This window comes from Brevibacillus reuszeri, from assembly GCF_002897295.1.
Lineage (GTDB): Bacteria > Bacillota > Bacilli > Brevibacillales > Brevibacillaceae > Brevibacillus > Brevibacillus reuszeri_A.
The window spans coordinates 185,117-210,251 of sequence record NZ_BEXF01000001.1; the positions used below are offsets into that span (position 1 = coordinate 185,117).

Below are 25,135 nucleotides of genomic sequence, written 5' to 3' on the forward strand. Positions count from 1 at the left end.
TCACACATGGAAACCAACACGGTTCACAAGCTTGCTGACATTTTAGCAGGTACAAAGGTTAATTACAACCTGCCTGTGGCTCTTCTAGTTGAAATGGCAGTTAAGCGTGGCGAAGGGATTTTGACCGACAAGGGGGCGCTCAATGCGCTAACAGGCAAGTTTACTGGCCGTTCGCCAAAGGACAAATTTGTGGTGGACGAAGCTTCCGTACACGATAAAATCAACTGGGGTCCGGTGAACCAGCCGATCTCTTCTGAGAAATTCCAACTACTTCAACAGGACGTGCTCGAATATCTTCAGACGAAAGAAGAGCTGTTCGTATTTGACGGATTCGCTGGTGCAGATACGACATATCGCCTACCGATCCGTGTTGTGAATGAATATGCTTGGCACAATTTGTTTGCGCGTCAACTGTTTATCCGTCCATCTGCTGAAGAGTTGACTACGCATGAAGCGGAATTTACCGTTATCTACGCACCAAACTTCAAAGCGGACCCAGCTGTTCATGGAACAAACTCCGAGACCTTCATCGTGCTGAGCTTTGAGCAAAAAACAGTATTGATTGGTGGAACCGAGTACGCTGGAGAAATGAAAAAATCCATCTTTAGCGTGATGAACATGATCCTGCCAGAGCGCAATGTTCTCTCCATGCACTGCTCCGCAAACGTTGGCAAAGATGGCGATGTTGCTTTGTTCTTCGGATTGTCCGGTACTGGAAAAACGACATTGTCTGCTGACCCGAACCGCTTTTTGATCGGTGATGACGAGCATGGCTGGTCTGACAACAGCGTATTCAATATCGAGGGTGGCTGCTACGCAAAATGCGTGAAGCTGACCGAAGAAGGCGAGCCACAAATCTGGAAAGCAATCCAGTTTGGTACCGTTCTTGAAAACGTGGATGTGGATGAAGTAACCCGCACCGCTGATTACGATAGCACGAAATACACGGAAAATACCCGTGCAGCCTATCCAGTAGAAGCGATTCCAGGAGCTGTAATTCCAGGCGTAAGCGGTCAACCGAGTGTCATCATTTTCCTGACTGCTGACTCGTTCGGAGTACTTCCTCCAATCTCCAAGCTGACTAAAGAACAGGCGATGTACCACTTCCTGTCTGGCTACACTAGCAAAATGGCAGGTACAGAACGTGGCGTAACTGCACCACAAACTGAATTCTCCACTTGCTTCGGTTCTCCATTCTTGCCACTGCATCCGGTTGTTTATGCTGAGATGCTGGGTAAAAAGATCGATGAGCGCGATGTTCAAGTGTATCTCGTAAACACTGGTTGGACTGGTGGCCCAGTAGGCGTAGGAAAACGTATGAAGCTTTCCTATACGCGTGCAATGGTTACGGCAGCACTGAACGGTGAACTGGCAAATGTTGAATACGTAGCAGACGCAACCTTTGGCGTACAAGTTCCAACTACTTGCCCGAATGTACCAGCAGATGTTCTGCAACCGCGCAATACTTGGGCAAATAAAGAGGACTACGACAAGCAAGCTGCTGATCTGGCAAACCGTTTCATTGAGAATTTCCAAAAGAAATTCCCGAATGCAGCTGAAATTGCGCAAGCAGGTCCAAAAGTACAATAAGATTATTGAACGATCAATTAACGAGGCGGTTAGATACCCAGTATCTAGCCGTCTTCCTGTTCGGATAGGATGAAAAAAGGTCAACCTAAAAAACCGTCACCTCATTGGGACGGCTTTTTGGTTCCTTTCTTGTTGGAAAAGAGCTACGGCTTGGTAATCAGCCCTGTTTTGACGAGCTTGCCATTTTGAACCTCTACAACGGCTGCCTCAAGTAGGTCTCCTTTACCAAAACGGGAGGTATTGCCTTCACTGAAGTATTTGAAAGCGAAACGATGGACATAAACCTTCTTCAGCTGTGCATCATAGACCACGTCACCCGGGTCCATCGCGGTTTCCCCTTTGTAGAGCTCGACAGTGTTTATCGCTACTGCTTTTTCGTTTGATAGGCGATAGAGCGTCAAATAAGCTTCAAAGGGGATACCTTCTGGAGACTTGTAACGGTACAGGACGAGAAACTCCTGATTGCTGGCGCCGCTTAGATTCACGAAGCCCTTTGACAAGACCTCAATATCTGGAGAGCAGAAATACATGCTTCCTTTTGGATCGCTACCATCACAAGGAAGCGGCAAGTTTCTCTTAGCTTGTTGTAGTACGGAATCTGGAATGCCTGAGATAGGGCCATCGCCTGCAAAACGAACAGCCGGTGTCTTGTTGTCCCACTCTTGGTGAATTTGGAGAGCGTTGGCCACGGTTGCGACTGGGGCGTATACATTTCCGTTATAAATGAATGGTTCTGCCTTGGTTTGGATTACTTGATCGTTTACAATCAATTTTATGTTTGCGAACCTAGCAGAGATTTTTTCCGTAATCGTTTTGGAAAAAACAGTAGTTCCTCCAACAAGCAGGCAAACTGCGAGAAGTGTAAACAGAATGGCTTTGTGTCTTTTCAGCATGTTCACGCGTCCCCTCTGATGAAATTCCGATGTGTGAATGAAGAAGGCATGATCTTAGACGGAGGCGTATTCCAAAAAGTTACATAGGGAAAAATGTTTGGGAGCAGACTGTTCACAAGGAAAGTAGGAATAACCAAAAGTCGACTTTCTATATATAATGATATAAAAAATACAGATATGTTTCATTCCTTGATTTATAATTATTCTTATTATAAGATAGTTATTGAGAATGGATTGAGAATTTACCAACTCACTTTTGACGTGTATGGAGGGAATTCAGATGACAGCAGTACCGCATTTGCAAATAAAAAACCTTCGCGCCAAGATCGAGGACAAAGAGATCCTCAAAGGCATGAACCTGGAAATCAAGGGCGGCGAAGTGCACGCGATCATGGGACCAAATGGTACCGGTAAATCCACATTGGCATCCACGCTGATGGGTCACCCAAAATATGAGGTAACCGAAGGCGAAGTGCTGATCAACGGCGACGACCTGTTGGAAATGGCAGTAGACGAGCGCGCACGCGCAGGTCTGTTCCTCGCTATGCAGTATCCATCCGAAATCAGCGGCGTAACCAACTCTGACTTCATGCGTTCCGCGATCAACGCGCGCCGTGGTGAAGGAAACGAAATCTCCCTGATGAAATTCATCCGTGAGATGGACAAGAAAATGAGCACGCTGGAAATGGACGATTCTTTCTCCCACCGTTACCTGAACGAGGGCTTCTCCGGCGGTGAGAAAAAACGTAATGAAATTCTGCAAATGATGTTGCTTGAACCAAGCATCTGCATCTTAGACGAGATTGACTCTGGTCTCGACATTGACGCTTTGAAAATCGTAGCAAATGGTGTCAACGAAATGCGTTCCGCGGATCGCGGCTTCTTGATTATCACGCACTACCAGCGTTTGCTGAACTATGTAAAGCCTGACTTCGTACACGTAATGATGCAGGGTCGTATCGTGAAGTCCGGTGGTCCTGAGCTGGCTGAACGCCTGGAGGCAGAAGGCTATGATTGGATCAAGGAAGAGCTCGGCATCGAGGACGAAACCGTAAACGCCAACGTGTAGGAAGAAGGAGGCAGCAGTGAAATGAGTGTGGATGTACAGCTACGCTTCGACGCCGAAGCGATTACCCAGTACTCCAAAGCTAATCAGGAGCCTGCCTGGTTCCTGGAAAAGCGCCTCGCTGGCCTGAAGGCGGCTGGGGAGCTTGGGCTTCCTGCTTTGGAGAAAACCAAAATCAATAACTGGAACACACAAGAATTCGAACCGTTCCAAACCACTGCCAAGGTAGCATCAGCAAGCGAGCTAAGCGAACTGGTAAAGGAACAAATTGATGCTGACAGCGTGAAAAACCTGTTGGTTCAAAAGAACGCCTCTACCCTCTTTTTCGCAGCAACAGAAGAGCTGAAAGCACAAGGTGTCATTTTCACGACATTTGCTGATGCTCTCGTTTCGCATGGCGATCTGGTACAAAAATATTTGCTGAATGTCGTAGCATACGACGAGCACAAGCTGACTGCGCTGCATACAGCAGTAGTCAACGGTGGCGTATTCCTCTATGTACCGAAAAACGTAGAAGTAGATGTTCCACTGCAGGCTGTGTACGAAATCGCTGGCGACAACGCACTTCTGTGCCCGCATGTGCTGATCGTGGCAGAAGCGAACAGCAAAGTGACCTACGTGGATACATATGTATCCGGCGAAGGTAAAAACATGGTGGCTAACAGTATTGTTGAAGTATATGTGGGACCTGGCGCATCTGTGCAGGTAGCGTCTGTTCGTTCCCTTTCTACTGACGTTCATGACTACAGCTTCCGCCGCGCTACGGTTGATCGCGATGGAAAAATGGAATGGATTTTGGGTGAGATGAACGACGGGAATACCGTTGCCAACAACACTACAATCCTCAAAGGTACTGCTTCGATTGCAGAAACCAAATCCATATCTGTAGGGACAGGTTCCCAGCGTCAAAACCTGACCTCCCAGGTTCAGCACATCGGTACACATTCCGAGTCTGACATGGTGAGCAAGGCAGTTATGACCGGTGAAGCAGTCAGCATTTTGAACGGTATCACCAAAATTGAAAAAGGCGCTGAAAAAGCAAACGGCGTACAGGCGGAAAACATCCTGATGCTGAGCGATAAATCTCGCGGCGATGCCAACCCGATCCTTTTGATCGATGAGGACGATGTCAAAGCGGGCCATGCTGCCTCGGTAGGACGCTTCAGTGAAGAGTCGATCTACTACCTCATGTCGCGTGGAATTACCCGTCAGGGCGCAGAACGTCTCATTATTCTTGGCTTCCTGGACCCAGTTGTAGCTGAGATTCCAGTTGAAGAAGTGAAGAATAAACTCCGTCAGGCGCTTGAAAGGAAGTTAGGCTAATGAACGCCAAGGAGCTTCGGAAATATTTTCCCATCCTTCAGCAAGAGGTAAACGGGCATCCGCTCGTATATCTGGACAATGGAGCAACCTCTCAAAAGCCGATTCAGGTGATTGAGGCGATGGATAAATACTACAGGGAGTACAACTCCAACGTGCACCGTGGCGTGCACACCTTGGGCAACATGGCGACAGATGGCTATGAGGGCGCGCGCGAGAAAGTCCGCGCCTTCATCAACGCGCGCGAAGCAGCTGAGATCGTCTTCACGCGCGGTACGACATCTGCTATTAATACCATCGCGTATGGTTATGCTCGCACGACCCTGAAGCCAGGAGACGAGATTGTGACTACTGTGGTAGAGCACCACGCCAATTTCATTCCGTGGCAGCAGGCAGCCAAGGCAACCGGAGCGACCTTCAAGTTCATTCCGCTGGCAGAGGACGGTACAGTGACTCTGGAAGCGGTCAAGGAAACGATTACGGACAATACCAAAATCGTTGCCATTCACCATATTTCCAACGTACTCGGGGATACTACTCCGATCAAGGAAATCGCTCAGATTGCTCATCAGCATGGAGCACTCCTGTTTGTAGACGGGGCACAAGGTGCACCTCACAAAAAAATCGACGTCCAGGATTTGGATTGCGATTTTTATGCGTTTTCCGCGCACAAGATGGCTGGTCCTACAGGCGTAGGTGTCCTGTACGGCAAGCGTGAAGTGCTGGAGCGCGTCGAGCCGATGGAGTTTGGCGGGGAAATGATCGACTACGTAGATTTGTACGATTCTACGTGGAAAGAGCTGCCTTGGAAGTTTGAAGGCGGTACCCCGATTATCGCTGGCGCAATTGGCCTCGGAGCAGCGATTGACTTTTTAGAAGAGATCGGTCTGGACAATATCGAGCGTCATGAAAAGCATCTGGTGTCGTACGCCATGGAGCAAATGCGCGAGATCGAAGGACTGAAGATTTACGGCCCGCAGCAGGACCGCAGCAGTTTAATTACATTCAACCTAGATACGGTACATCCGCATGACCTGGCGACAGTTCTCGATAGCTACGGAATCGCCGTTCGTGCCGGTCATCACTGCGCACAACCGCTGATGCGTTGGCTGAATGTGACAGCTACCGCTCGGGCAAGCTTCTACGTTTATAATACGGAAGAAGAAGTAGATGTGCTGGTAGCAGGGTTGAAGAAAACGAAGGAGTATTTCGGCAATGTCTTCTCTTGATGATCTATACCGCCGCGTCATTATGGACCACTACCAAAAGCCGCGTAATCGTGGAAAGCTGGAAGAATCCGACGGACTCATCGTTAATCTAAATAACCCAACCTGTGGTGACAGCATCTCGCTCTCCTTGAAAGTGGAGGAGGGCAAGGTGGTGGACGCCAAGTTTCTCGGTGAAGGCTGCTCGATCAGCATGTCCTCCGCTTCGATGATGACGGACGCAGTCAAAGGCATGCCAGTGGAAGAAGCGCTCGAGCTGGCACACAAGTTTTCTGATTTGATGCAAGGCAAGGAAATTGACGATTCCGTTGACCTCGGTGATATCGAAGCCCTGTCTGGGGTGGCCAAGTTCCCAGCGCGAATCAAGTGTGCAACACTTGCATGGAAAGCACTGGAGCAAGGCATCAAGCAAGCCGAGCAGGAATAGCAATTTCTACATGAATATGAAAATGAAGGAGTGAGCAATGATGGCTAAAAAAGCCCCTGAGATACAGGATTACCAATACGGCTTCCACGATAAGGACGTCTCTGTATTCCGTACCAAAAAGGGTCTGACCCGCGAGATCGTCGAGGAAATCTCGAAGATCAAGGAAGAGCCTGAGTGGATGCTGGAGTTTCGTTTGAAATCTCTGGACATCTTCAATAGCATCCCTATGCCAAAATGGGGCGGCGATCTGGACGACCTCGATTTCGACAACATTACTTACTACGTAAAGCCTTCTGAAAAGCAAGGACGTAGCTGGGATGAGGTTCCTGAAGAAATCAAGGCGACCTTTGACAAGCTGGGTATTCCAGAAGCAGAGCAAAAGTTCCTTGCTGGTGTATCCGCACAGTATGAATCCGAGGTTGTTTACCACAACATGCAGGAAGACCTGGAAAAACTGGGCGTTCTTTTCTGCGATATGGATTCCGCTGTGAAGCTGTACCCAGACATCGTGAAAGAATATTTCGCGACAGTAATTCCTGCGGCAGACAACAAGTTCTCCGCACTCAACTCGGCTGTATGGTCCGGAGGTTCTTTCATTTACGTACCAAAAGGCGTAAAAGTAGATACTCCGCTGCAAGCATACTTCCGCATCAACTCGGAGAACATGGGTCAATTTGAGCGCACTCTGATCATCGTAGATGAGGACGCGTTCGTACACTACGTCGAAGGCTGTACAGCTCCAATCTACAGCACAGACTCCCTGCACTCCGCAGTTGTAGAAATCATCGTAAAAGAGCGCGGCCGTTGCCGTTACACCACAATCCAAAACTGGTCCAACAACGTATACAACCTCGTTACCAAACGTGCGGTTGCATACGCGGATGCAAACATGGAATGGATTGATGGTAACATCGGTTCCAAGCTGACGATGAAATATCCAGCCGTAATCATGAAAGGTCCTCGTGCAAAAGGTACCGTTCTTTCCATCGCAGTAGCAGGAAAAGGACAGCACCAAGACGCAGGTGCCAAAATGATTCACTTGGCTCCGGATTGCACATCCACCATCATTTCCAAATCCATCTCCCGTGATGGCGGTAAAGTAACTTATCGCGGTCTCGCACAATTTGGACGCAAGTCAGAAGGCTCCAAGTCCAACATCAAGTGCGATACGCTGATTTTGGATAAACTGTCCACGTCTGACACGATCCCGTACAACGAGATCATGAACGACAACATTACGCTCGAGCATGAAGCGACTGTTTCCAAAGTATCCGAGGATCAACTGTTCTACCTGATGAGCCGCGGACTTTCTGAAGCAGAAGCGACTGAAATGATCGTAATGGGCTTCATCGAGCCATTCACAAAAGAGTTGCCGATGGAGTATGCAGTAGAGATGAACCGTCTCATTAAATTTGAGATGGAAGGCTCTATTGGTTAAACCTTTGCTCCTACTGCAGTGACTTTGACGCTTACGTGTCCTAAGTCGCTCAGACAATCAAGAGCAGAAACCATACAAGTAGGTTCATGAAAAAAGAAGCCATCGTCCATGTGGATGCTGGCTTCTTTGGCGTGTACGAAGAATAAAGCTTAATCGATTCCTGCAAGGAGGCTATTTGGGAAGCAAAGCAGCAAATTCCCGAACGACCACCTGATGACCACCGTTTTGTTCAAAGTTAGCCTCGCGACATACATCAAAGCGCTCCATAATCGGCAAATCGTTGACAGAGAACAGGTAGGCGTCTTCCCCCGAATCCGCCACATGTTCATGCACCGCCCAGTTCGGTATGACGAAAAAGTCGCCTTCCGACCAGTCAAAGCGAACACCATCGATAACAGAATAGCCGGACCCATTATAGACGTGATAAATGACCGAATGCGAATGGCGATGTGCTTTGGAGGGAAAGCCGGCGGGCAATCTTTGCATCCAGGCGGCAATAGTGGGATTGGCCGTTTTTCCCGTGGAGGGATTGATGTACTCAACTGCGTATCCGTCAAACGGATCGGGCTCAAAACGGCTGAGCCCATCCAGCGCTGCCAGCGTTTGCGCCCATTTATACGAACCGAGCGGAGCAACTTGGGGCTGGCGGTCGGCAATCGGGCGAAGCATGCCTCCTTCGTACCGGTGCGCAGAGAAATTATCCGGCAGCACAGGAGCCTCAAGTCCATCTGGGTGAGGCTCGAAGAACGTCCCGCCAATGGCGTACAGAGTAGGAATATCCAGGACATCCATCCAGAACATCGGAGCTTCTCCGGGATGGGTATGCCCATGCCACAAGCCTTTGGGCGTTGTGAGGAAGTCTCCTTCCTCCATGAAAAGGCGCTCCCCCTGGACGATTGTACACGCCCCCTTGCCTTGGGTGACAAACCGCAAAGCACTCTGCGTGTGCCGATGAGAAGGTGCTGTTTCTCCAGGCAAAATCAGCTGCACGGCGGCGTACAAGGTTTGGGTAGCTCCGGCCCAGCCCCAAGGCTCTCGGCCAGCAAGTCCTGGATTTTGGAAGTAGATGGCGCGCCGTTCCCCACCTCTGGCTGGAGTAAAAATACTAGTCGCCTCGGTCAGCTTTTTATGGATCGTCTCCCACTTCCACAAGTAGGGAATCGCTTGTGGCTTGGGCTGCTGGGGCATCAGCTCGGGAATCGCATGCCAGAGCGGTCCGAGATGATAGCGGGCAATTTCCTGACCGAATTCTTGTACCTCTTTGCTTTGAAAAAAATCAAGCGCTTCTGCCATATCAGTTTCCCGCCTTTCGCAGCAAATGGAAATGGGACGCGTTTCGACCGAGCTGACGCAAGTGAATGTCCAGGTGCTCTACGAGGAAATGATCAATCAGGAAGCTCATCGGTTTTGTTCCAAACTTAGGATTCCGGTGGGGTGACTCGATGGAGAGGATCGAATCATCGAGGGTCGACAGGGTATGTCTAACGAGCGTACGCGTCAGCTGTAGCTCTTGTTCGATCTGCTTGCTGTTTACATGCGCGGCACGGTCGATCGCGGAGAGACGCTCCTCATGCTGTAGCCCTCGTCCCCATTCGATGCCTGGCGATGAAGCGACCCGCGTCAAATCGCTGAGCCAGTAACGCATGGCTTCTTCTACGTGACAAAGAGTTTCCAGCATCGACCATGCCTCGGCAGATGGCTTCCAGCGGATCACCTCCTCGGGCTGCTGACAATAGCGGGTGATCTCTTCCAGCTGCTCCTCCAGCCGCACCGCATAAGCATCTAGCTTTCGTCCTGCAAGTGGATGGGCAGCGGTTCGTTTCACGCGGTTTTCTATCGCACCGATCTTGTCGATTTCAATGCGGACGACGTCATTATGCTGCAAAAAAACCGGGGGCTCCATAGCGGCGCCCACTCCGCCTGGCGTACCTGTCACGACGAGATCACCTGGCTCCAGCGTCATGATGTGAGAGAGAAAGCTGACAAGGTAATGGACGTTGAATACGAGATTGCCAGTGTTGGATCGTTGCCGCTCTTGACCGTTGACAGTCAGTACGATATCCAGTTCGTGCGGATTGTCGAGTTCATCTGTCGTGACCAGGACAGGACCCATGGGGGCGCTGCCATCGAGTGTTTTTCCTTGCAGCCATTGCAGAGTGCGGCGTTGCAGATCGCGTGCGGATACGTCGTTGACGATGGTATACCCCGCGACATAGTCGAGTGCCTGCTCCTGTGGGACATTGCGTGCGGGCTTGCCGATGACAAAGGCGAATTCGGCCTCATAATCCAGTTGCTCCGTAATGGAGGACAGGGGAATGTCGTCTGTTGGCCCAATGATTGTATTCGGGAATTTAGCGAAAATAACAGGGTGGGTAGGTAGCTCTCGTTTCATCTCCAGAATATGCTCTCGGTAATTGTGTCCGACGCAAATGATTTTCCCTGGGGATGGCAGTGGAGCGGCAAGGCGAACATCACCTTCGTTGTAGATCAGCCCTCGTTTTATAGCAATGTCCGGATTTATTACGGCAAAGTCCACTGCTTGCCTTGCGAGTGCCAGGCTTTCCTCACCACCTTGCAAAAATTCTCGCATGGTGGGTGGAATGTATGCTTCTGCTAGCTGTCTGGCACGTATCTTGCCCTGCTTTTCCAGCATGACTTCACAGGAGCGATTCAGATCGACTACTCTGTTGCTGACCATGCAGCCAAGCCGAATGCTGCCATCCCGCTCATAGGAAACTAAGTGCATGTCAATTCCCCTTTCCTTTGACTTTTGGCTGAATTTTCTAAATTTTATTGATGAGCCTAATTATAAAAGAATCGGGAGCAGGGCCGTCAACCCGTCAAGCTATTGAAATACTCGATGGGTCTATCTAAACTAGCGATTGGACTGGGGGTTCTTTTTCCAGTACGGTGAATGATATTACGGTGGGGAGTGATTCACGGTGCAAAAGGAAGCAATCATCATCGTGGGTGCGGGTCCTGTTGGCATGACAATCGCTGAAATGCTGACGAAGCAGGGGATTTCCGTCACGGTCCTGGAAAAGAACAATTCACCCAGCAAGGAATGGAGAGCATCGACTTTCCATGCAGGTACACTCGAGCTGCTGGAGTCTCTTGGCGTAACAGATGAGCTGATGAAAAGGGGGTTAATCGCAGACAAGGTGCAATATCGGGACAGGCAAACCGGATTGTATGCCGAATTTGATTTTCGCCACATTCAAAGTGAAACCAAGTATCCGTTTCGCTTGCAATTACCTCAATCTACGTACGTTCAGGTTCTTTATGAACGCTTGCAAGAGTGTCCGCACGCCACTATCCGCTTCAACGCCGAGCTGCTACAGGTAGAGCAGGACGAGGGCGGTGTGACTGCTGTGATTCAGACTCCAGATGGCATGGAACGTCTGCGCACTCCGTATTTGCTAGGGGCTGACGGGGCGCGTAGCGCGGTTCGCAAGCAGCTTGGGCTGACATTCGACGGATATACGTATGAAGAGCGCTTTCTGCTGGTTGGGACACCGGTCGCATTTGACCGATATCTCCCAGATTTGGCGTATGTGAATTACGTATCCGACCCTGAAGAGTTTTTGTTCATCCTGCGGGTACCGGAAGCTTGGCGCCTGCTTTATCCCATTCCCCCCGCGATCACGGACGAGGAAGCGCTGGATGACGAGAATATTCAGCGTAGCTTGCAGCGAGCGCTCAAAACAGAGGATCGATTTCCCATCGTTGAGCGAATGATTTATCGGGTGCATCAGCGAGTTGCCGAGACCTTTCATAAAGGTCGGGTGATTCTTTTAGGGGACGCTGCCCATATTAACAGTCCGATGGGAGGACTGGGATTGAATAACGGAATTCATGATGCTGTCGATCTTGGTAGAAGATTGATCCGCATTTTGCAAAGCCAGAGCGACCAGGAGTCGGAGCTTGCGACCTATACGACTGCAAGGCGCAAAGTAGCATTGGATTATGTGAAGGAAATCAGCGAGAAAAACACGAAGGTCATGAAGGAAAAGGACCCCGAATTCCGCCTCCGACTACAAAAGGAGATGGCGGAACAAGCCAAGGATCCACAACGGTGTCGTAATTGGCTGCTCCGTTCAGCGATGATCGCAAGCATACGCGAACAGGGGATCGGGGAGCCACCCGCGTCGTAGAAGGCACACTACCATGTTGTCCTGATGGCTGCTGTATCCGCTCCGCTTATTACCCTGCATGGTGTAAAAGAACAGGAGGAAAAACGATGATCATTGATGATAAGGTTCAGGCGCGCAAGGAAATCGAAAATCTGAAGGTGTACGTCCCCGGCAAGCCGATTGAGGAGGTGCAGCGGGAGCTGGGACTGACGCAGATAACCAAGCTCGCCTCCAATGAGAACCCATATGGCTGTTCCCCCCAAGTGATCAAAGCGATTGCCGAAGAAATGAAAAATAACGCTCTCTATCCGGAAGCCACAGCTCCCGCTCTGTCAGAGAAGCTGTCAAAGCGTTTGAACATTGAAAAGGATCACATTTTCTTCGGCAATGGTTCGGCGGAAATCATTTCACTTTTGACCAGGGCCTACATTCGTCCTGGCGATGAGGCAATCATGGCCGATTCTACCTTCCCTCGCTACCAGTCGAATGTCTTGATTGGGGGCGGACTACCGATTCGAGTACCGCTCATAGACGGCGTGCATGACCTGGACAAAATGCTGGCGGCTATTACCGAAAAAACACGGATGATTTTTATTTGCAATCCGAACAATCCCACAGGAACCATCGTGGAAAAAGATCGATTGCGCACCTTTGTGGAAAACGTGCCTGCAAGCGTGCTGCTGGTCATGGATGAAGCTTACTACGAGTTCATGAACAAAGACGATGCGCTAGATACCGTGTCTCTACTCGCTCAGTATCCCAATCTTGTGCTTCTGCGTACGTTTTCCAAAATCTATGGGCTGGCAGCGCTGCGTATTGGTTACGGGCTGATGCACCCGTCGATCCAGACAGAGCTGAACAAGGTGAAGGAAGCCTTTAATACGAACAGACTCGCTCAAGCAGCGGCGCTTGCAGCTCTGGATGATAATCGCTTTGTAGAGGACTGTGCACAAAAAAACGCGACGGGAAGAAGCTATCTGATTACGGAATTGGAAAAAATGGGGCTGAGCTGCTTTGCGTCCCACGCCAACTTTTTGATGGTGAAGGTAGGCCGCTCAGGTAATGAGGTGTTCCAGGGGCTTTTGCGCCAAGGTGTTATTGTACGCTCTGGAGCAGCATTCGGGTACCCGGAAACGATTCGCGTGACGGTAGGAGCTCAGGACGAAAACGAGATCTTTATCAAGGCGCTTGGACAAGTGCTGAACCAGGCGTAAAGCAGCCTGATACTATCGAAGCTGTCGATTGACCGATTCAAACTAGTGATTGGACGGAAAAGACACTCATCCTCTAAGGTTAGAATATAAAGACTGAAAATTCGATATGTTCTTATTTTCGTAACCGAACGATTAAGGAGGCAGGTTCATAGTGATTATTGATATTCACGGACATGTGGTGGCACCGCCAGAATTGTACGCGTACCAATCCTCGCTCCTTGCCAGTAGGGGAGCACATGGCAAAGGACGGCTTCACATTGATGATGAGAGACTGATCAATGCAGTGTGGAACAGCAGGCAAGAACCGAAGACCCATTTGGAGCTGTTAAATGAAGTAGGGACAGACATTCAGTTCATCTCACCGCGACCTTTTCAGGCGATGCACTCTGCCAAACCGGAACGAATCGTTCATTGGTATACGGAAGCGGCGAACAACGTGATTGCCCGGTTGTGCACGTTGTTTCCCAACCGCTTTCGTGGGATTGCCGGGCTGCCGCAAAATGCAGGAGTGAGTCCCCAAAACACATTGGACGAGTTGGAGCGCTGTATCAAGGAGCTGGGATTTGTCGGTGTCATGCTCAATCCCGATCCGCATGAAGGAGAGGGGCCGCCACCTCCAGGACTCGGAGACGAATACTGGTATCCGGTATATGAAAAGCTGGTTGAACTAGATGTACCAGCACTGGTGCATTCCGCGAGCTGCGTCTCTCCTCGTGAAAGCTACAGCCTGCACTTTATTAATGAAGAAACGATTGCAGTCGCTTCCTTGCTAAATTCAAAAGTGTTCGAGGACTTCCCGACACTGAAAGTCGTCATTTCGCATGCTGGAGGCGCGATCCCGTATCAAATTGGCCGATTTATGGCAGGGCGGTATCGCTCCAAGGCCGAGCCGTTTGAGGAAGCCATCCGCAAGCTGTATTTCGACACCTGCTTGTATACGAAGGATGCACTGGAGCTTCTGTTCAAGACAGTTGGCACGGACAGGTGCATGTTCGGAACAGAGAATCCGGGGACCGGCTCTGCAATCAATCCGCATACTGGCATGTACATGGACAATACGAAGCCCATCATTGAGAGCATCGACTGGCTTACGGAAAAAGACAAGAGCATGATTTTCGGAGAAACAGCAACGAAGGTTTACAAGTTGAAATTCAACGAAGGGGTGTAAAGCCTGATGGCCAAAATCGTATTTGGTGTAGCGACGTCCCATAGCCCTCAATTAAGTACGCCAGTAGACAAAATGCACTTGCATGCCGAGCGGGATCAGACGAAAAAGCGTACGCATTATCGCGGCGGCTACTACTCGTATGATGAACTGGTTGAAATGCACAAGGATGCGAATCTAGAGCCGCAGGTTACGGAAGAGAAGTGGCAGGAGAACTTCGCACAGTGGGAACGGAGAATTGAAGAGGTACAAGATAAACTGGTGGCAGCCAAACCCGATATCGCCATCGTCATTGGCGACGATCAATGGGAGCTTTTCCAGGATGACGGTATGCCAGCCCTGTCTGTCTTTTGGGGCGATAAAATTGAAGTGATTCCCAAAGAGAAATTGTTACCCTCTATGGAGCCGTCACGCTGGGCCAACTTTGGCGAACGGCGGGAAGCGTACGAATGCCATCCGGAACTCGGGAAGCACATCATCGAAAAAACAATCGCTGCCGGATTTGACGTAGGTCAGTTAACTCGGCAGGCCGAGGGAAGAGGAATCGGCCATTCCTTCATATTTACCCGCAGACGCATTATGAAAGAAGAATTACAAATTCCGATCGTTCCGGTCATGATCAACACGTATTTCCCTCCGAATCAACCGACCGTCAGCCGTTGCTATGAATTCGGCAAGGCGATTCGTCAAGCCGTTGAATCATGGGATAGTGACCTGCGCGTAGCCGTCGTAGCCTCTGGTGGAATGAGTCATTTTGTGGTGGATGAAGAATTTGACCAATTAATCTTGCAAGCGCTGAAAAACAAGGATGAAGCTCTGCTGGCAACAGTAAAAGAGGAGTATTTGCACGAAGGTACCTCGGAGATTCGTAACTGGATAGCGGCTGCAGGGGCAGTGGACCATTTGGAAATGGAAGTGATCGACTACATTCCTGCTTATCGAACGATTGCCGGCACGGGCTGCGGCATGGGCTTCGCTTACTGGAAATAGGAACGGGAGGAAATGCCCATGAGCGAAGGAAAGGAATACAACAAAGAGGTGCCCACGTACTTGCGTGGAAAAGTGGTGGCGATTTTCGGGTACGAGGATCTGGGGCTGGAACAAGCCCATCAGCTTAGACAGAAAGGAATCGAGGTGATCGTCACGTTACGAGAAGGCTCCTCTCTGGGGCGCTGGGCACAGGAAGGGTTTTCGATCGTCTCCTTGTGGGAGGCAGCTGATCAGGCGGATGTGTTCCAAGTATGGTAGGAAGAACAGGCGGGCTGGGTACAGCCCGCATTTTTACAGTACGGATTACGAGAGGAGAGGACGTATGAGCCAGCAGCAAGTCATCCACTTGTTGATCAATCAAGAAGAAGTACAGACACCTTCTTACATGGAAGTGCGTGATCCAGGACGACTCACGGACGTGGTTGGAAATGTAGCCATTGGGAGCGTGGCCCATGTGGATCAGGCGGTACGGGCGGCGCATCAAGCCTTTCAATCATGGAAAACGGTCGCGGTAGAGGAGAGGTGCAGGCTACTTCTCAGAGCGGCAGAACTGATTCAGTCGGAAGGAGAGGCAGTGGCACGGCTCTTGACGAAAGAAGCAGGGATGCTGTTGTCCGTCTACAGAGGGGAGGTGGGGATGGCAATCAATGTCTTAAAGGCGACAACGGAGTGGGCACAGACCTTTTTCTCACCCAAACAGGTTGAGGATGGGCAGAGCTGGGTGAGCCTGGAGAAACGGCCTTTAGGGGTCATTGCTGCCATCGTGCCCTGGAATTTACCTCTCATGCTAACCATGCAAAAGCTGGCTGCTATTCTTGTAACAGGAAATACGATTGTCATCAAGCCATCCCCTTTTGCGGCAATCGGTGTTTCGGTTGTGTTGAAAAAAATCGCTGCCATGTTTCCTCCGGGCGTCATCAATGTCATCCATGGAGAGGCAGAGGTGGGCTCTGCGCTGAGTACCCATCCGCTGGTTAGGAAAATTTCATTTACGGGTGGAGGAAAGACAGCACAGTTCGTCATGAGAGATGCGGCTGATTCGTTGAAGCATGTTCAGTTCGAACTAGGCGGCAATGATCCGGCTATTGTTTTGGACGATGCCAATGTAGATGAGGTCATGCCGCAAATCGCCGCGGCTGCTTTTCGACGTTCTGGACAAATTTGTGTTGCGACCAAACGTGTGTATGTTCCGAAGCAGTATTACGAGAGGGCCTGTGAGCTGGTGTGCGCCTATGCAGACCAATTTTCGATCGGTCACGGATTGGATGAAAAGGCAACGTTTAGTCCGGTCAATAACCGCATTCAATATCAATTTGTCAAAGAGCTGCTAGAGAGAACCAGGCAGAGCAATGCGAGAGTGATGGAGCTGGGTACGAGGCTTGAACCGGAAAACTGGGAGAATGGATACTATTTGCATCCTACAGTTGTCATGTATCCCGATCCCGGGCAGGAGATCGTTACGTGTGAGCAGTTCGGCCCGGTTTTGCCGATCGTTCCCTATCACACAGAAGAAGAGGCGATCCAATGGGCTAATTCTACCGAATACGGCTTGGGGTCTTCCATCTGGTCGTCTGATCCAGAGCGTGCCCTGCGCGTTGCCCGTCATATAGAGGCGGGAATGACCTGTATCAATGGTGCAAATCTTTCGCCACTGGGCTTGAAGCATGTTCCTTTTGGGGGAGTAAAGCAAAGCGGAATCGGAAGAGAAAAGACGGAAGTGGGGTTAGCAGAATTCATTGAATACCACGGCATCAATTATCACAAGGAGACATCATAATTCGATTTGCCAATCATAGTGACAGCCCAAAACCATTTGATAGGTTAAGGGCTTTTTTGTCGAATTTTATCCCTGTGTGCCTGCACCCTACAGCTTGACGCGTCTGTGTCATTCGAATAAAATTAACACCAAATTTATGTATATTTCACTAGTGTCTATTTAATGTTTTCTTATTATTTAAAATAAAAATAATATTCAGCATTCTGTGTTTCGTGATAACGCTCATCCTTATTGTTGGTTAGGTCAGGTAGATTCTGTCCTCCTTAGCAAGGAGGGAGGAATCATGGACAAGAATGCTTTTTTCTTCTTTAGGAAAATAGCTTATTAATCAATTATGATTAGTTTGTGGCACTAGTGAGTGTATATGAATTTTGTTGATGTATCTTATTATTTTAAAAAAGAAGGTGATCCTTGTTGGAACTCCAACAGATCGAATCATTTGTAGAAGTAGCAAAACAGCAAAATTTTTCCAAGGCAGCCGAGAAACTACATATTACGCAGCCTACTATGAGTGCAAGAATCCAAAAATTGGAGAACGAGCTTGGAGTCCCTTTATTTCATCGCTTGGGCAAAGTGATCCGCTTGAGCAAGTATGGAGAAGCGTTTTTACCGTACGCCCAGAAATGTATAGAGACGATGGATTTAGGTGTAAAAAAAATTGTTGAGGAAAAAAACAGAACATTGTCGAAGCTCACCGTTTGCTCGGCGATTCCGTTTGGAACGATCATTTTTCCGTATATTTTGCCCTCCTTGTATGAATTTGACCAAGAGGTACAGATTCAGGTATTGCGCAACACTGAGTTCTCCAATGACATTGTGAAAATGGTTGTGGAAGCGAAAATTGATATCGGTTTTTTCGAGGGAAGAGAATATTTGGATACCTCTGTGGACCTTGACGAGGTAGATTTTGTCCCCCTGTACGAAAATGATTTCGTTTTACTGGCTCGTCCGTCGCACCGGATTGCCAAATGCCAGCAGATTTCTGCGAGCGAGCTGGCCGAGCATTGGTTTGTTCTTTCCGAAGAGAGTGAACCGATTTCCAAGCATATTCAGCATTATTTTGACCAGCACGAAATCAGACCAGCTTGGACGATGCCCGTGAACAGCTTTTTGAGTATCAAGGAAATGGTGAAAAAGACAGACATGCTTACCATTCTTCCCAGGCTGATCGCTAAAAAGGACATTAAAAGCGGCGAGCTGGTAGAACTATCACTGACACCCTGTCCACGTCCATTGGTGACGTATCTTGCGCATTCCCGTAATTACGATGCTCCAAGGGTACTTAAGGTGATCAAGAATAGATTGGAGACTATTATTGACGAATTAGATCTGCCCTGTCGAATCATTCGTTCATAGCAGTCTTTTTTTTTGCGTGTACCCAACTATTGATACGACCGATAGTACTATCCAAACTACCGATTGGACGATCAGACGGTTTTCGCTTACGTTTAGTGTACAAATTCTGAAAATTGTAAATTCTGTCTGTGACTTGGAGGGATAGATGACATGTTATCAGCGGTAGAAAATAAGCTATTGACCGAGACAGGACCAAATACACCGATGGGGAATTTGCTCAGACGCTACTGGATACCAGCCTTATTGTCAGAAGAGCTGCCCGCACCGGATTGCCCGCCCGTGCGTGTCAAGCTGTTGGGAGAAAAGCTGGTGGCCTTCCGAGATTCAAATAACAACGTAGGGCTGCTCGACGAATTTTGTCCACATCGGAGGGCTTCCCTGTTTTTCGGGCGTAACGAGGAGGGGGGCCTGCGCTGTGTGTATCACGGATGGAAATTCGACACATGCGGCAAATGTGTGGATATGCCATCCGAACCGCCAGAGAGCAATTTCAAAAATAAGGTGACGATCAAGTCATACCCCTGTCGAGACGTTGGCGGCATTATTTGGGCGTACATGGGTCCGGCAGAGCACATGCCAGAGCTTCCTTTTCTCGAGTGGACGCTGGTGCCAAAAAGCCATCGCTACTTTAGTAAGCGCATACAAGAAAACAATTTTTTTCAGTCAATCGAAGGTGGTATTGATTCCAGCCATATTTCCTTTCTGCATCGAAACATACAACGGAGCAAGACAGATGCACAAAAAGCGCTGGCCAACGACAGATCACCCAAATTCGAGGTATCCAAAACGGATTACGGCTTGTTGATTGGTGCCAAGCGAAAAGCGGTGGAACAGACGGTCTACTGGCGAATCACCCAGTTTCTCATGCCGTGGTATACGATGATCCCTCCTTTTGGCCCGACTAGAGGCGGACATGCATGGGTGCCCATGGATGACGAGCATTGCTGGCATTGGTCGTTCAGCTGGAATCCACTGGATCCACTAACCGAAGAAGAAGTGAGGGAGATGCGAGCAGGCAATGATTTACATGCCGAATTAATTCCCGGGACGTTTCGTACTGTCCAAAACAAGGAGAACAACTACTTAATCGACTGGGAGCTGCAAGCGAGCGGCAAAGCGTTTAGCGGGATCAAAGGAATTGGCATGCAGGATGCGGCTGTCCAGGAATCGTCCGGTGCGATTACCGATCGGACAACAGAGCGGTTGGGTACCAGTGATGCGGCGATCATCGTTGCTAGACGTGTCATGATCAACGCAGCAAAAGGCTTGGAGAACGGAGAAACGCCGCCAGGGCTCGACCCAGAGAAACAGAAAGTACGGGCTGCCTCAATCATGCTTCCAGAAGGAATCGCTTTTCAGGATGGAGCTAAAGAGTTGATGATGCTAACTGAACAAGATTATGTCACCTCTCAAAACGATTAAGGGAGGAATTGAGCAATGGCTGCCAATACGATTTTGAAATTTGATAATGTGAGCAAAATCTTTGGAAAAAACAAGGTCGTGCACAATCTATCTCTGGAGATCAAGGAAGGGGAGCTGGTGGCTCTGCTCGGTCCGAGCGGCTGTGGAAAGACGACCAGTCTGCGGATGATTGCTGGTCTAGAGCGGTGTGATGAAGGGGAGATCATCTATCAGGGGGAAGTGATCGACTCCGCTCAAAAGCGAATTTTTGTTCCGCCCAGTAAGCGAGGCATGGGTATGGTTTTTCAATCGTATGCAATCTGGCCTCATATGAACGTGTTTGAAAATGTGGCATATCCGTTGCAGATTCGCGGTGTTGCCAAAAGCAAAATCAAGGAGGAAGTGAAACAGATTTTGGAGCTCGTGGGGCTGGGGGAGATGGCAGAGCGAAAATCGACCCAGCTAAGTGGTGGGCAGCAGCAGCGCGTGGCCCTTGCTCGAAGTCTCGTGTTTCATCCGCACATCCTGTTACTGGATGAGCCTTTCAGCAATCTGGACGCGAAACTACGCGAGCAAATGCGAATTGAGGTTAAGCAGCTGCAACAGCGCCTCGGCATTACGATCATCTTTGTTACCCATGATCAGGTGGAAGCGCTCAGTTTGGCAGATCGGATTATCATGCTGAACAAAGGGAGCGTCGAACAGATAGCTACTCCGAAGAACATGTATGACGAACCAACGACACCGTTCGTTCGCGACTTTTTGGGCAAAACGATGATATTTGGAGGCAAAATCGTGAGTGTTACCCCCGGTGGTGAGATCGAGGTTATGCGAGAAGGGGTCAACCCGATACGGCTGCGCACTGCCAAGCATTATTTCCATCGCCCTGCGGTAGGAGAGCCCTGTTCGATTACTACACGTGCGGAGGATATCACGATTGAACCGGTTGCCGTGATGAGGGCAAGGGGGGACGAGGCAGGCGGTGTCGTATTTCAGGGGAAAATTGAGACCCTCTTGTTTATCGGGAACCAATACGAATCGGTTGTGGCACTAAACGACGGGGAGCGGATTCACCTTTATCTGCCGAAGACCTTCGATTGGCATCAGGGGCAGGAAGTGGCACTCCGCTTGGATAGGGAGGTAACCGTATGGCCAGCGTAGAGACTGCACAAGGTGCACCCGAACAGCTGCTAGAGCCAGAGCGGAAAAGAAGTCGATTCGCAAGGTTTCTCTCAGCCTTTTTTGAAGGGAAAAACGCGATTTACACTCTCGTCTTGATCGTGGTTGGCTTTCTGGTGTTTTATCCGATGATCCTGCTTTTCATCAACAGCTTTCAGGTAGGTCAAATGGGACAAGAAACGACCTGGGGTCTGGAAAACTGGCGAATTGCCCTGAGCGCTCCTGACTTATTGGCTGCACTAAGCAATACGATCAATTTGACGCTTGTGCGGCAGATCATCTCGCTCGTCATTGGTGTTTTGCTGGCGTGGCTGATTGCACGTACCGATATGCCGGGCCGTAACTGGATGGAATTTGGCTTCTGGATCGTCTTTTTGATGCCGACACTGCCGATGACCCAAGCCTGGATTCTACTAATGGACCCGGATCGGGGGGTGTTAAATCAACTGTTTGCCTCGATTCCGCTACTGGGTTGGATCAAATTTGATATTTTTTCCTGGTGGGGGATCATCTGGGTCCATCTCATGACAGGGACAATAGCGGTGAAAGTGATGCTGTTGACCCCGGCTTTCCGCAATATGGACAGCTCGTTGGAGGAAGCTTCACGTGTGCATGGTGCAAGCAATTTCACGACATTGGTAAGAATCGTTGCACCCGTCATGGCGCCGGCCATTTTGGTGGTCACCGTCTTGGGGATTATCCGCAGTCTCGAAGCGTTTGAAGTGGAGCTCATCCTAGGAGCTCCAACGAATCTGGAGGTATTTAGCACAAAAATCTATCGGCTGATCATTCAAAATGATCCGCAGTACGGAGCTGCTACTGCACTGGGCTCGGTCGTTCTGCTTATCATGCTGCCGCTCATCTTGTTCCAGCAGTGGGTCACGCAGAAAGGGAACCATGCAACGGTCAGTGGCAAGTTTAAATCACAGCCGTACGCCTTGGGTTTTTGGCGCTGGCCTGCATTTGTCATCGTATTGATTCTGGTCCTGACGATGTCTGTCGTACCTCTCATATTCCTGTTGATTGGCACCTTCATGAAGCTTTACGGCTTTTTCAATATCGCAGAGGTGTGGACGCTGGATCATTGGCGAATCGTGATGGAGCGCCCCGATCTGATTCAGAGCTTGAGTAATACGCTCATTATTTGCTTTGCTACCGCGATTTTGTCGATGCTGCTCTTTTCGATTGTCGCTTATGTGATTGTTCGCACCCAATATCGTCCGCGCGGTATTTTGGATTTTACGGTATGGCTCCCGTCAACTTTGCCAGGAATCGTGGTAGGTCTGGGCATGCTCTGGCTATTTCTCGGCTTTCCTTTATTCAAACCGCTGTACGGAACTATTTTTGTCCTGATCATCTCAACCGTGCTGGTGAGCATCACGACAGGCACCCAGGTACTCAAAACCAACCTGACGCAACTGGGCAGTGAGCTAGAGGAAGCCTCCTGGGTACACGGAGCGTCATGGTGGTATACGTACAGAAGGATTGTATTGCCATTGATTGCGCCAGCGATGGTGGTGGTAGGGGTATTTGGCTTTGCGATCGCGGCGAGGGCGACGAGTCACGTCGTACTGCTGGCGACCAGCGACACACGTCCCATTTCGGTATTGCAGCTGAGCTACATGTCAGATGGCAGCTACGAAGCGGCTTCCGTCATTGGTGTCATTATCTTGTTTTTGACGGTAGGTGTTGCTTTGGTGGCACGTCTGTTCGGAGTTAAAGTGGGGTTAGGACGAAATGGGTAAGAAAAAGACAAAGGAGCAGATGGCAAATGGATGTACAGAATGATTGGATTCAGCGGTTGTCCGCTTTAGATACATGTGCGGTATCAGACGCTCTTGAAAAATTGGGGCTAAAGGGCACCGTGCTTGGCATTCGCCCGATGTGGTCCTGCCCACGGATTGCTGGCCGTGTCGTCACAATCAAGATCAAGCCAGTCAGTTTGACTCGTCCGACCCAGCATTTGTGCACACCGGCCATTCACGCGGCCACGCAAGGCGATGTTCTGGTCGTTGACAACGCAGGGCGCATGGATGTGGCGACATGGGGCGGTATCCTGACGACGGCGGCCAAGGTAAAAGGAATTCAAGGAGTAGTCATCGACGGGGCCTGTCGAGATCTGGATGAGAGCAGGGAGCTGGAGTTTCCCGTTTATGCGCGTACCGCGGTTCCTGTTACCGCTCGAGGGCGCATCATGCAAGAATCATTTAATGAAGAAATTCAATGCGGCGGTGTTGCCGTTCTGCCCGGTGATCTAGTCATCGCCGATGGTAGCGGTGTCGTTTTTGTTCCTTTCGCACACGTTGCTGAAGTAATTACAGAGGCAGAAGGCATAGCCTTGCGAGAGCAAAAAATGGCAGAAGGCATTCGTGCAGGCAAATCCGTCGTGGAGGTCATGGAAAGCATGCAGTATGAATCGATGACAGAGGCAGGGGAGGAATCATAGCGATGGACGAAACAGTACAGGCCTTTGCCAAGCTTTCGATTGCGGCTGTGTCTGATGCGTTGGACAGCTTGGGACTGCACGGAACATGTCACGGAATCGCTCCAATCACCTATGGGTATCACATGGTCGGCCGTGCCTATACCGTCAAATATTTGCCAGTGGCTGTTGATAAAGGATCGGTAGGGGATTACATCGACGAGGTACCCCGTGGTTCTGTCGTGGTACTCGATAATGCGGGACGCACCGATTGTACGGTGTGGGGAGACATTTTGACTGCTGTGGCACATAAGAGCGAGATTGCGGGAACCGTGATCGATGGGGTATGCCGGGATGTGAACCGCAGTCTGGAGCTGAGCTATCCGATCTTCAGCCGTGGAAAATATATGCGCACGGGGAAAGAGCGGGTAGATGCCGTTGCGGTGAATGTTCCGATCTCCCTAGGCGATGTGCAGGTACGTCCTGGTGATATTGTATTTGGCGCCGATGATGGTGTGCTCGTCATTCATCAGGAAAAGGAAAAGGAGATTCTAGCTACGGCACAACGAATCGAAGAAAAAGAAGAGTACATCCGCAAAGAGGTATTGAAAGGTACCCCTCTGAAAGAAGCAAGAAGGATGCACGGCTACCATCAATTGCAAAGCAAACAAATGTAAACGAGGATGTTCAAAAAGCGAGATTTGAATCTAGTAGGAGGATGATCTGCGATGGGGACTGTTCTTATGGCGAAGGGAGAGGAACACAAGATGTTCATGAAGACAGAATTCGAACGTCCAGACGCGAACGATATTCGGCAAGCAGCTAGGTTTTCATCAGCAACCTTGCATGAAGCTTCAGGAAAGAAGGGTGCACTCCCTTCTGAAATCAAGCCGCTGTCTGCTGATATGACCGTGTGCGGTACCGTAATCACAGTCAGTTCTCCTCCGGGTGACAATATCATGCTGCATCATGCCATTACCGTTGCTGAGCCAGGGGATATTCTCGTGGTCGATGTGTCGGGAGCGCACAAGGCTGGGTATTGGGGTGATATTTTGACGCACGCTGCCCTGTATCGCAAGCTGGGCGGTTTAGTCATCGACGGTTGTGTTCGAGATGGCAACGAAATTATCCAATTAGGCTTCCCTGTCTTTTCTCGTGGGCTATGCATCCGTGGAACGACGAAAAAAGGAGGGGGCTTGATCAATTATCCGATTCAACTGGGCGATGTTCGCATGATGCCGGGCGATCTGGTTGTGGGTGATGCCGATGGTGTCGTTGTCATCCCGCGCAAAGAAATACGCCAAACAATCGAGCGTGCATCTGCGCGAGAAGAAGAAGAAGCACGGATTCGGGAGGAATTGAAAAAAGGCAAGACGACACTTGAGCTCTATGGCTGGGACGTGCCGCACAGGGAGCTATAACTGGGGTAGAAATTGAATCCCTTATCTATTGATAGAATTGATGCTCTCATCCAAACTACCGATTGGACGATTCCCTTCCTGATCCGTTACAGTTTATCTATAAAGTTCAGAATATAC

General features: G+C 49.7%; 22 protein-coding genes and 1 pseudogene. 19 read left to right on the forward strand and 4 right to left on the reverse strand.

From position 1 onward, the window contains the following. The first annotated feature begins 6 nt into the window (after positions 1 to 6). Positions 7 to 1,590, forward strand: coding sequence for a phosphoenolpyruvate carboxykinase (ATP) (pckA, locus tag C3B52_RS00900; protein ID WP_103104214.1), 1,584 nt, complete (start codon positions 7 to 9; stop codon positions 1,588 to 1,590). A 143-nt stretch (positions 1,591 to 1,733) separates the two neighbouring features. On the opposite strand, the gene C3B52_RS00905 is transcribed toward pckA, so the two are convergent. Then, entirely contained in the window at positions 1,734 to 2,483 is a 750-nt protein-coding gene (locus C3B52_RS00905) for a stalk domain-containing protein (protein ID WP_103104215.1), read from the reverse strand. Between the two features lie 280 nt (positions 2,484 to 2,763). Here C3B52_RS00905 and sufC point away from each other — a divergent pair, with 280 nt between their 5' ends. Genes sufC through sufB form a run of 5 tightly spaced genes read left to right on the forward strand, consistent with a single transcriptional unit; the run spans position 2,764 to position 7,960 of the window. Beyond that, complete coding sequence (gene sufC, locus C3B52_RS00910; RefSeq protein ID WP_049741723.1) at positions 2,764 to 3,552, forward strand: Fe-S cluster assembly ATPase SufC; 789 nt, start codon at positions 2,764 to 2,766, stop codon at positions 3,550 to 3,552. Between the two features lie 21 nt (positions 3,553 to 3,573). Continuing rightward, the gene (sufD, locus tag C3B52_RS00915; RefSeq protein WP_103104216.1) at positions 3,574 to 4,872 is read left to right on the forward strand and encodes a Fe-S cluster assembly protein SufD; all 1,299 of its coding nucleotides are present in this window, start codon (positions 3,574 to 3,576) and stop codon (positions 4,870 to 4,872) included. After that, on the forward strand, positions 4,872 to 6,098 hold the full coding sequence (locus C3B52_RS00920; RefSeq protein ID WP_103104217.1) for a cysteine desulfurase: 1,227 nt from the start codon (positions 4,872 to 4,874) through the stop codon (positions 6,096 to 6,098). Before sufD ends, C3B52_RS00920 begins: the two co-directional genes overlap by 1 nt. Beyond that, entirely contained in the window at positions 6,085 to 6,522 is a 438-nt protein-coding gene (gene sufU / locus C3B52_RS00925; protein WP_103104218.1) for a Fe-S cluster assembly sulfur transfer protein SufU, read from the forward strand. Before C3B52_RS00920 ends, sufU begins: the two co-directional genes overlap by 14 nt. 40 nt (positions 6,523 to 6,562) lie before the next feature. Further along, the gene (gene sufB, locus C3B52_RS00930) at positions 6,563 to 7,960 is read left to right on the forward strand and encodes a Fe-S cluster assembly protein SufB (protein ID WP_103104219.1); all 1,398 of its coding nucleotides are present in this window, start codon (positions 6,563 to 6,565) and stop codon (positions 7,958 to 7,960) included. Positions 7,961 to 8,131: 171 nt separating this feature from the next. On the opposite strand, the gene C3B52_RS00935 is transcribed toward sufB, so the two are convergent. From C3B52_RS00935 to C3B52_RS37195, 3 genes and pseudogenes are all read right to left on the reverse strand, one after another. Next, a complete protein-coding gene (locus C3B52_RS00935; RefSeq protein WP_103104220.1) occupies positions 8,132 to 9,253 on the reverse strand; it encodes a cupin domain-containing protein in 1,122 nt (373 codons plus the stop codon). A gap of 1 nt (position 9,254) precedes the next feature. Further along, on the reverse strand, positions 9,255 to 9,785 hold the full coding sequence (locus tag C3B52_RS37190) for a DinB family protein (protein ID WP_235615582.1): 531 nt from the start codon (positions 9,783 to 9,785) through the stop codon (positions 9,255 to 9,257). Next, positions 9,783 to 10,706: pseudogene (locus C3B52_RS37195) on the reverse strand (fumarylacetoacetate hydrolase family protein); the annotation flags it as partial. The gene C3B52_RS37190 and the pseudogene C3B52_RS37195, both read right to left, overlap by 3 nt. A 196-nt stretch (positions 10,707 to 10,902) precedes the next feature. On the opposite strand from C3B52_RS37195, the gene C3B52_RS00945 reads away from it, so the two are divergent. From C3B52_RS00945 to C3B52_RS01005, 13 genes are all read left to right on the forward strand, one after another. Next, positions 10,903 to 12,114 (forward strand): FAD-dependent oxidoreductase, encoded by a 1,212-nt coding sequence (locus C3B52_RS00945; RefSeq protein WP_103104222.1) that lies wholly within the window; start codon positions 10,903 to 10,905, stop codon positions 12,112 to 12,114. An 86-nt stretch (positions 12,115 to 12,200) separates the two neighbouring features. Further along, a complete protein-coding gene (gene hisC / locus C3B52_RS00950; RefSeq protein ID WP_103104223.1) occupies positions 12,201 to 13,307 on the forward strand; it encodes a histidinol-phosphate transaminase in 1,107 nt (368 codons plus the stop codon). Positions 13,308 to 13,458: 151 nt separating this feature from the next. Next, positions 13,459 to 14,475, forward strand: coding sequence for an amidohydrolase family protein (locus C3B52_RS00955; protein ID WP_103104224.1), 1,017 nt, complete (start codon positions 13,459 to 13,461; stop codon positions 14,473 to 14,475). Between the two features lie 6 nt (positions 14,476 to 14,481). Next, positions 14,482 to 15,462: a protocatechuate 3,4-dioxygenase gene (locus C3B52_RS00960; protein WP_103104225.1), complete on the forward strand. Its 981-nt coding sequence runs from the start codon at positions 14,482 to 14,484 to the stop codon at positions 15,460 to 15,462. Between the two features lie 18 nt (positions 15,463 to 15,480). Next, positions 15,481 to 15,720: a hypothetical protein gene (locus C3B52_RS00965; protein WP_164684656.1), complete on the forward strand. Its 240-nt coding sequence runs from the start codon at positions 15,481 to 15,483 to the stop codon at positions 15,718 to 15,720. Between the two features lie 64 nt (positions 15,721 to 15,784). Beyond that, positions 15,785 to 17,239 carry an aldehyde dehydrogenase family protein gene (locus tag C3B52_RS00970; protein WP_103104227.1) on the forward strand — a complete coding sequence of 485 codons (1,455 nt, stop codon included), beginning with the start codon at positions 15,785 to 15,787 and terminating at the stop codon, positions 17,237 to 17,239. Positions 17,240 to 17,653: 414 nt separating this feature from the next. Continuing rightward, the gene (locus C3B52_RS00975; RefSeq protein ID WP_164684657.1) at positions 17,654 to 18,595 is read left to right on the forward strand and encodes a LysR family transcriptional regulator; all 942 of its coding nucleotides are present in this window, start codon (positions 17,654 to 17,656) and stop codon (positions 18,593 to 18,595) included. A 150-nt stretch (positions 18,596 to 18,745) separates the two neighbouring features. Next, a complete protein-coding gene (locus C3B52_RS00980) occupies positions 18,746 to 20,017 on the forward strand; it encodes a Rieske 2Fe-2S domain-containing protein (RefSeq protein WP_103104229.1) in 1,272 nt (423 codons plus the stop codon). Between the two features lie 15 nt (positions 20,018 to 20,032). Further along, positions 20,033 to 21,157: an ABC transporter ATP-binding protein gene (locus C3B52_RS00985; protein WP_103104230.1), complete on the forward strand. Its 1,125-nt coding sequence runs from the start codon at positions 20,033 to 20,035 to the stop codon at positions 21,155 to 21,157. Then, on the forward strand, positions 21,145 to 22,920 hold the full coding sequence (locus C3B52_RS00990; RefSeq protein ID WP_103104231.1) for an ABC transporter permease: 1,776 nt from the start codon (positions 21,145 to 21,147) through the stop codon (positions 22,918 to 22,920). The genes C3B52_RS00985 and C3B52_RS00990 overlap by 13 nt, the downstream gene beginning before the upstream one ends. 26 nt (positions 22,921 to 22,946) lie before the next feature. Further along, positions 22,947 to 23,621, forward strand: a complete 675-nt coding sequence (locus C3B52_RS00995; RefSeq protein ID WP_103104232.1) for an RraA family protein — start codon at positions 22,947 to 22,949, stop codon at positions 23,619 to 23,621. A gap of 2 nt (positions 23,622 to 23,623) precedes the next feature. Next, a complete protein-coding gene (locus tag C3B52_RS01000; protein ID WP_103104233.1) occupies positions 23,624 to 24,274 on the forward strand; it encodes an RraA family protein in 651 nt (216 codons plus the stop codon). A 51-nt stretch (positions 24,275 to 24,325) separates the two neighbouring features. Next, positions 24,326 to 25,018 carry a 4-carboxy-4-hydroxy-2-oxoadipate aldolase/oxaloacetate decarboxylase gene (locus tag C3B52_RS01005; protein WP_201264836.1) on the forward strand — a complete coding sequence of 231 codons (693 nt, stop codon included), beginning with the start codon at positions 24,326 to 24,328 and terminating at the stop codon, positions 25,016 to 25,018. Positions 25,019 to 25,135 lie beyond the last annotated feature (117 nt).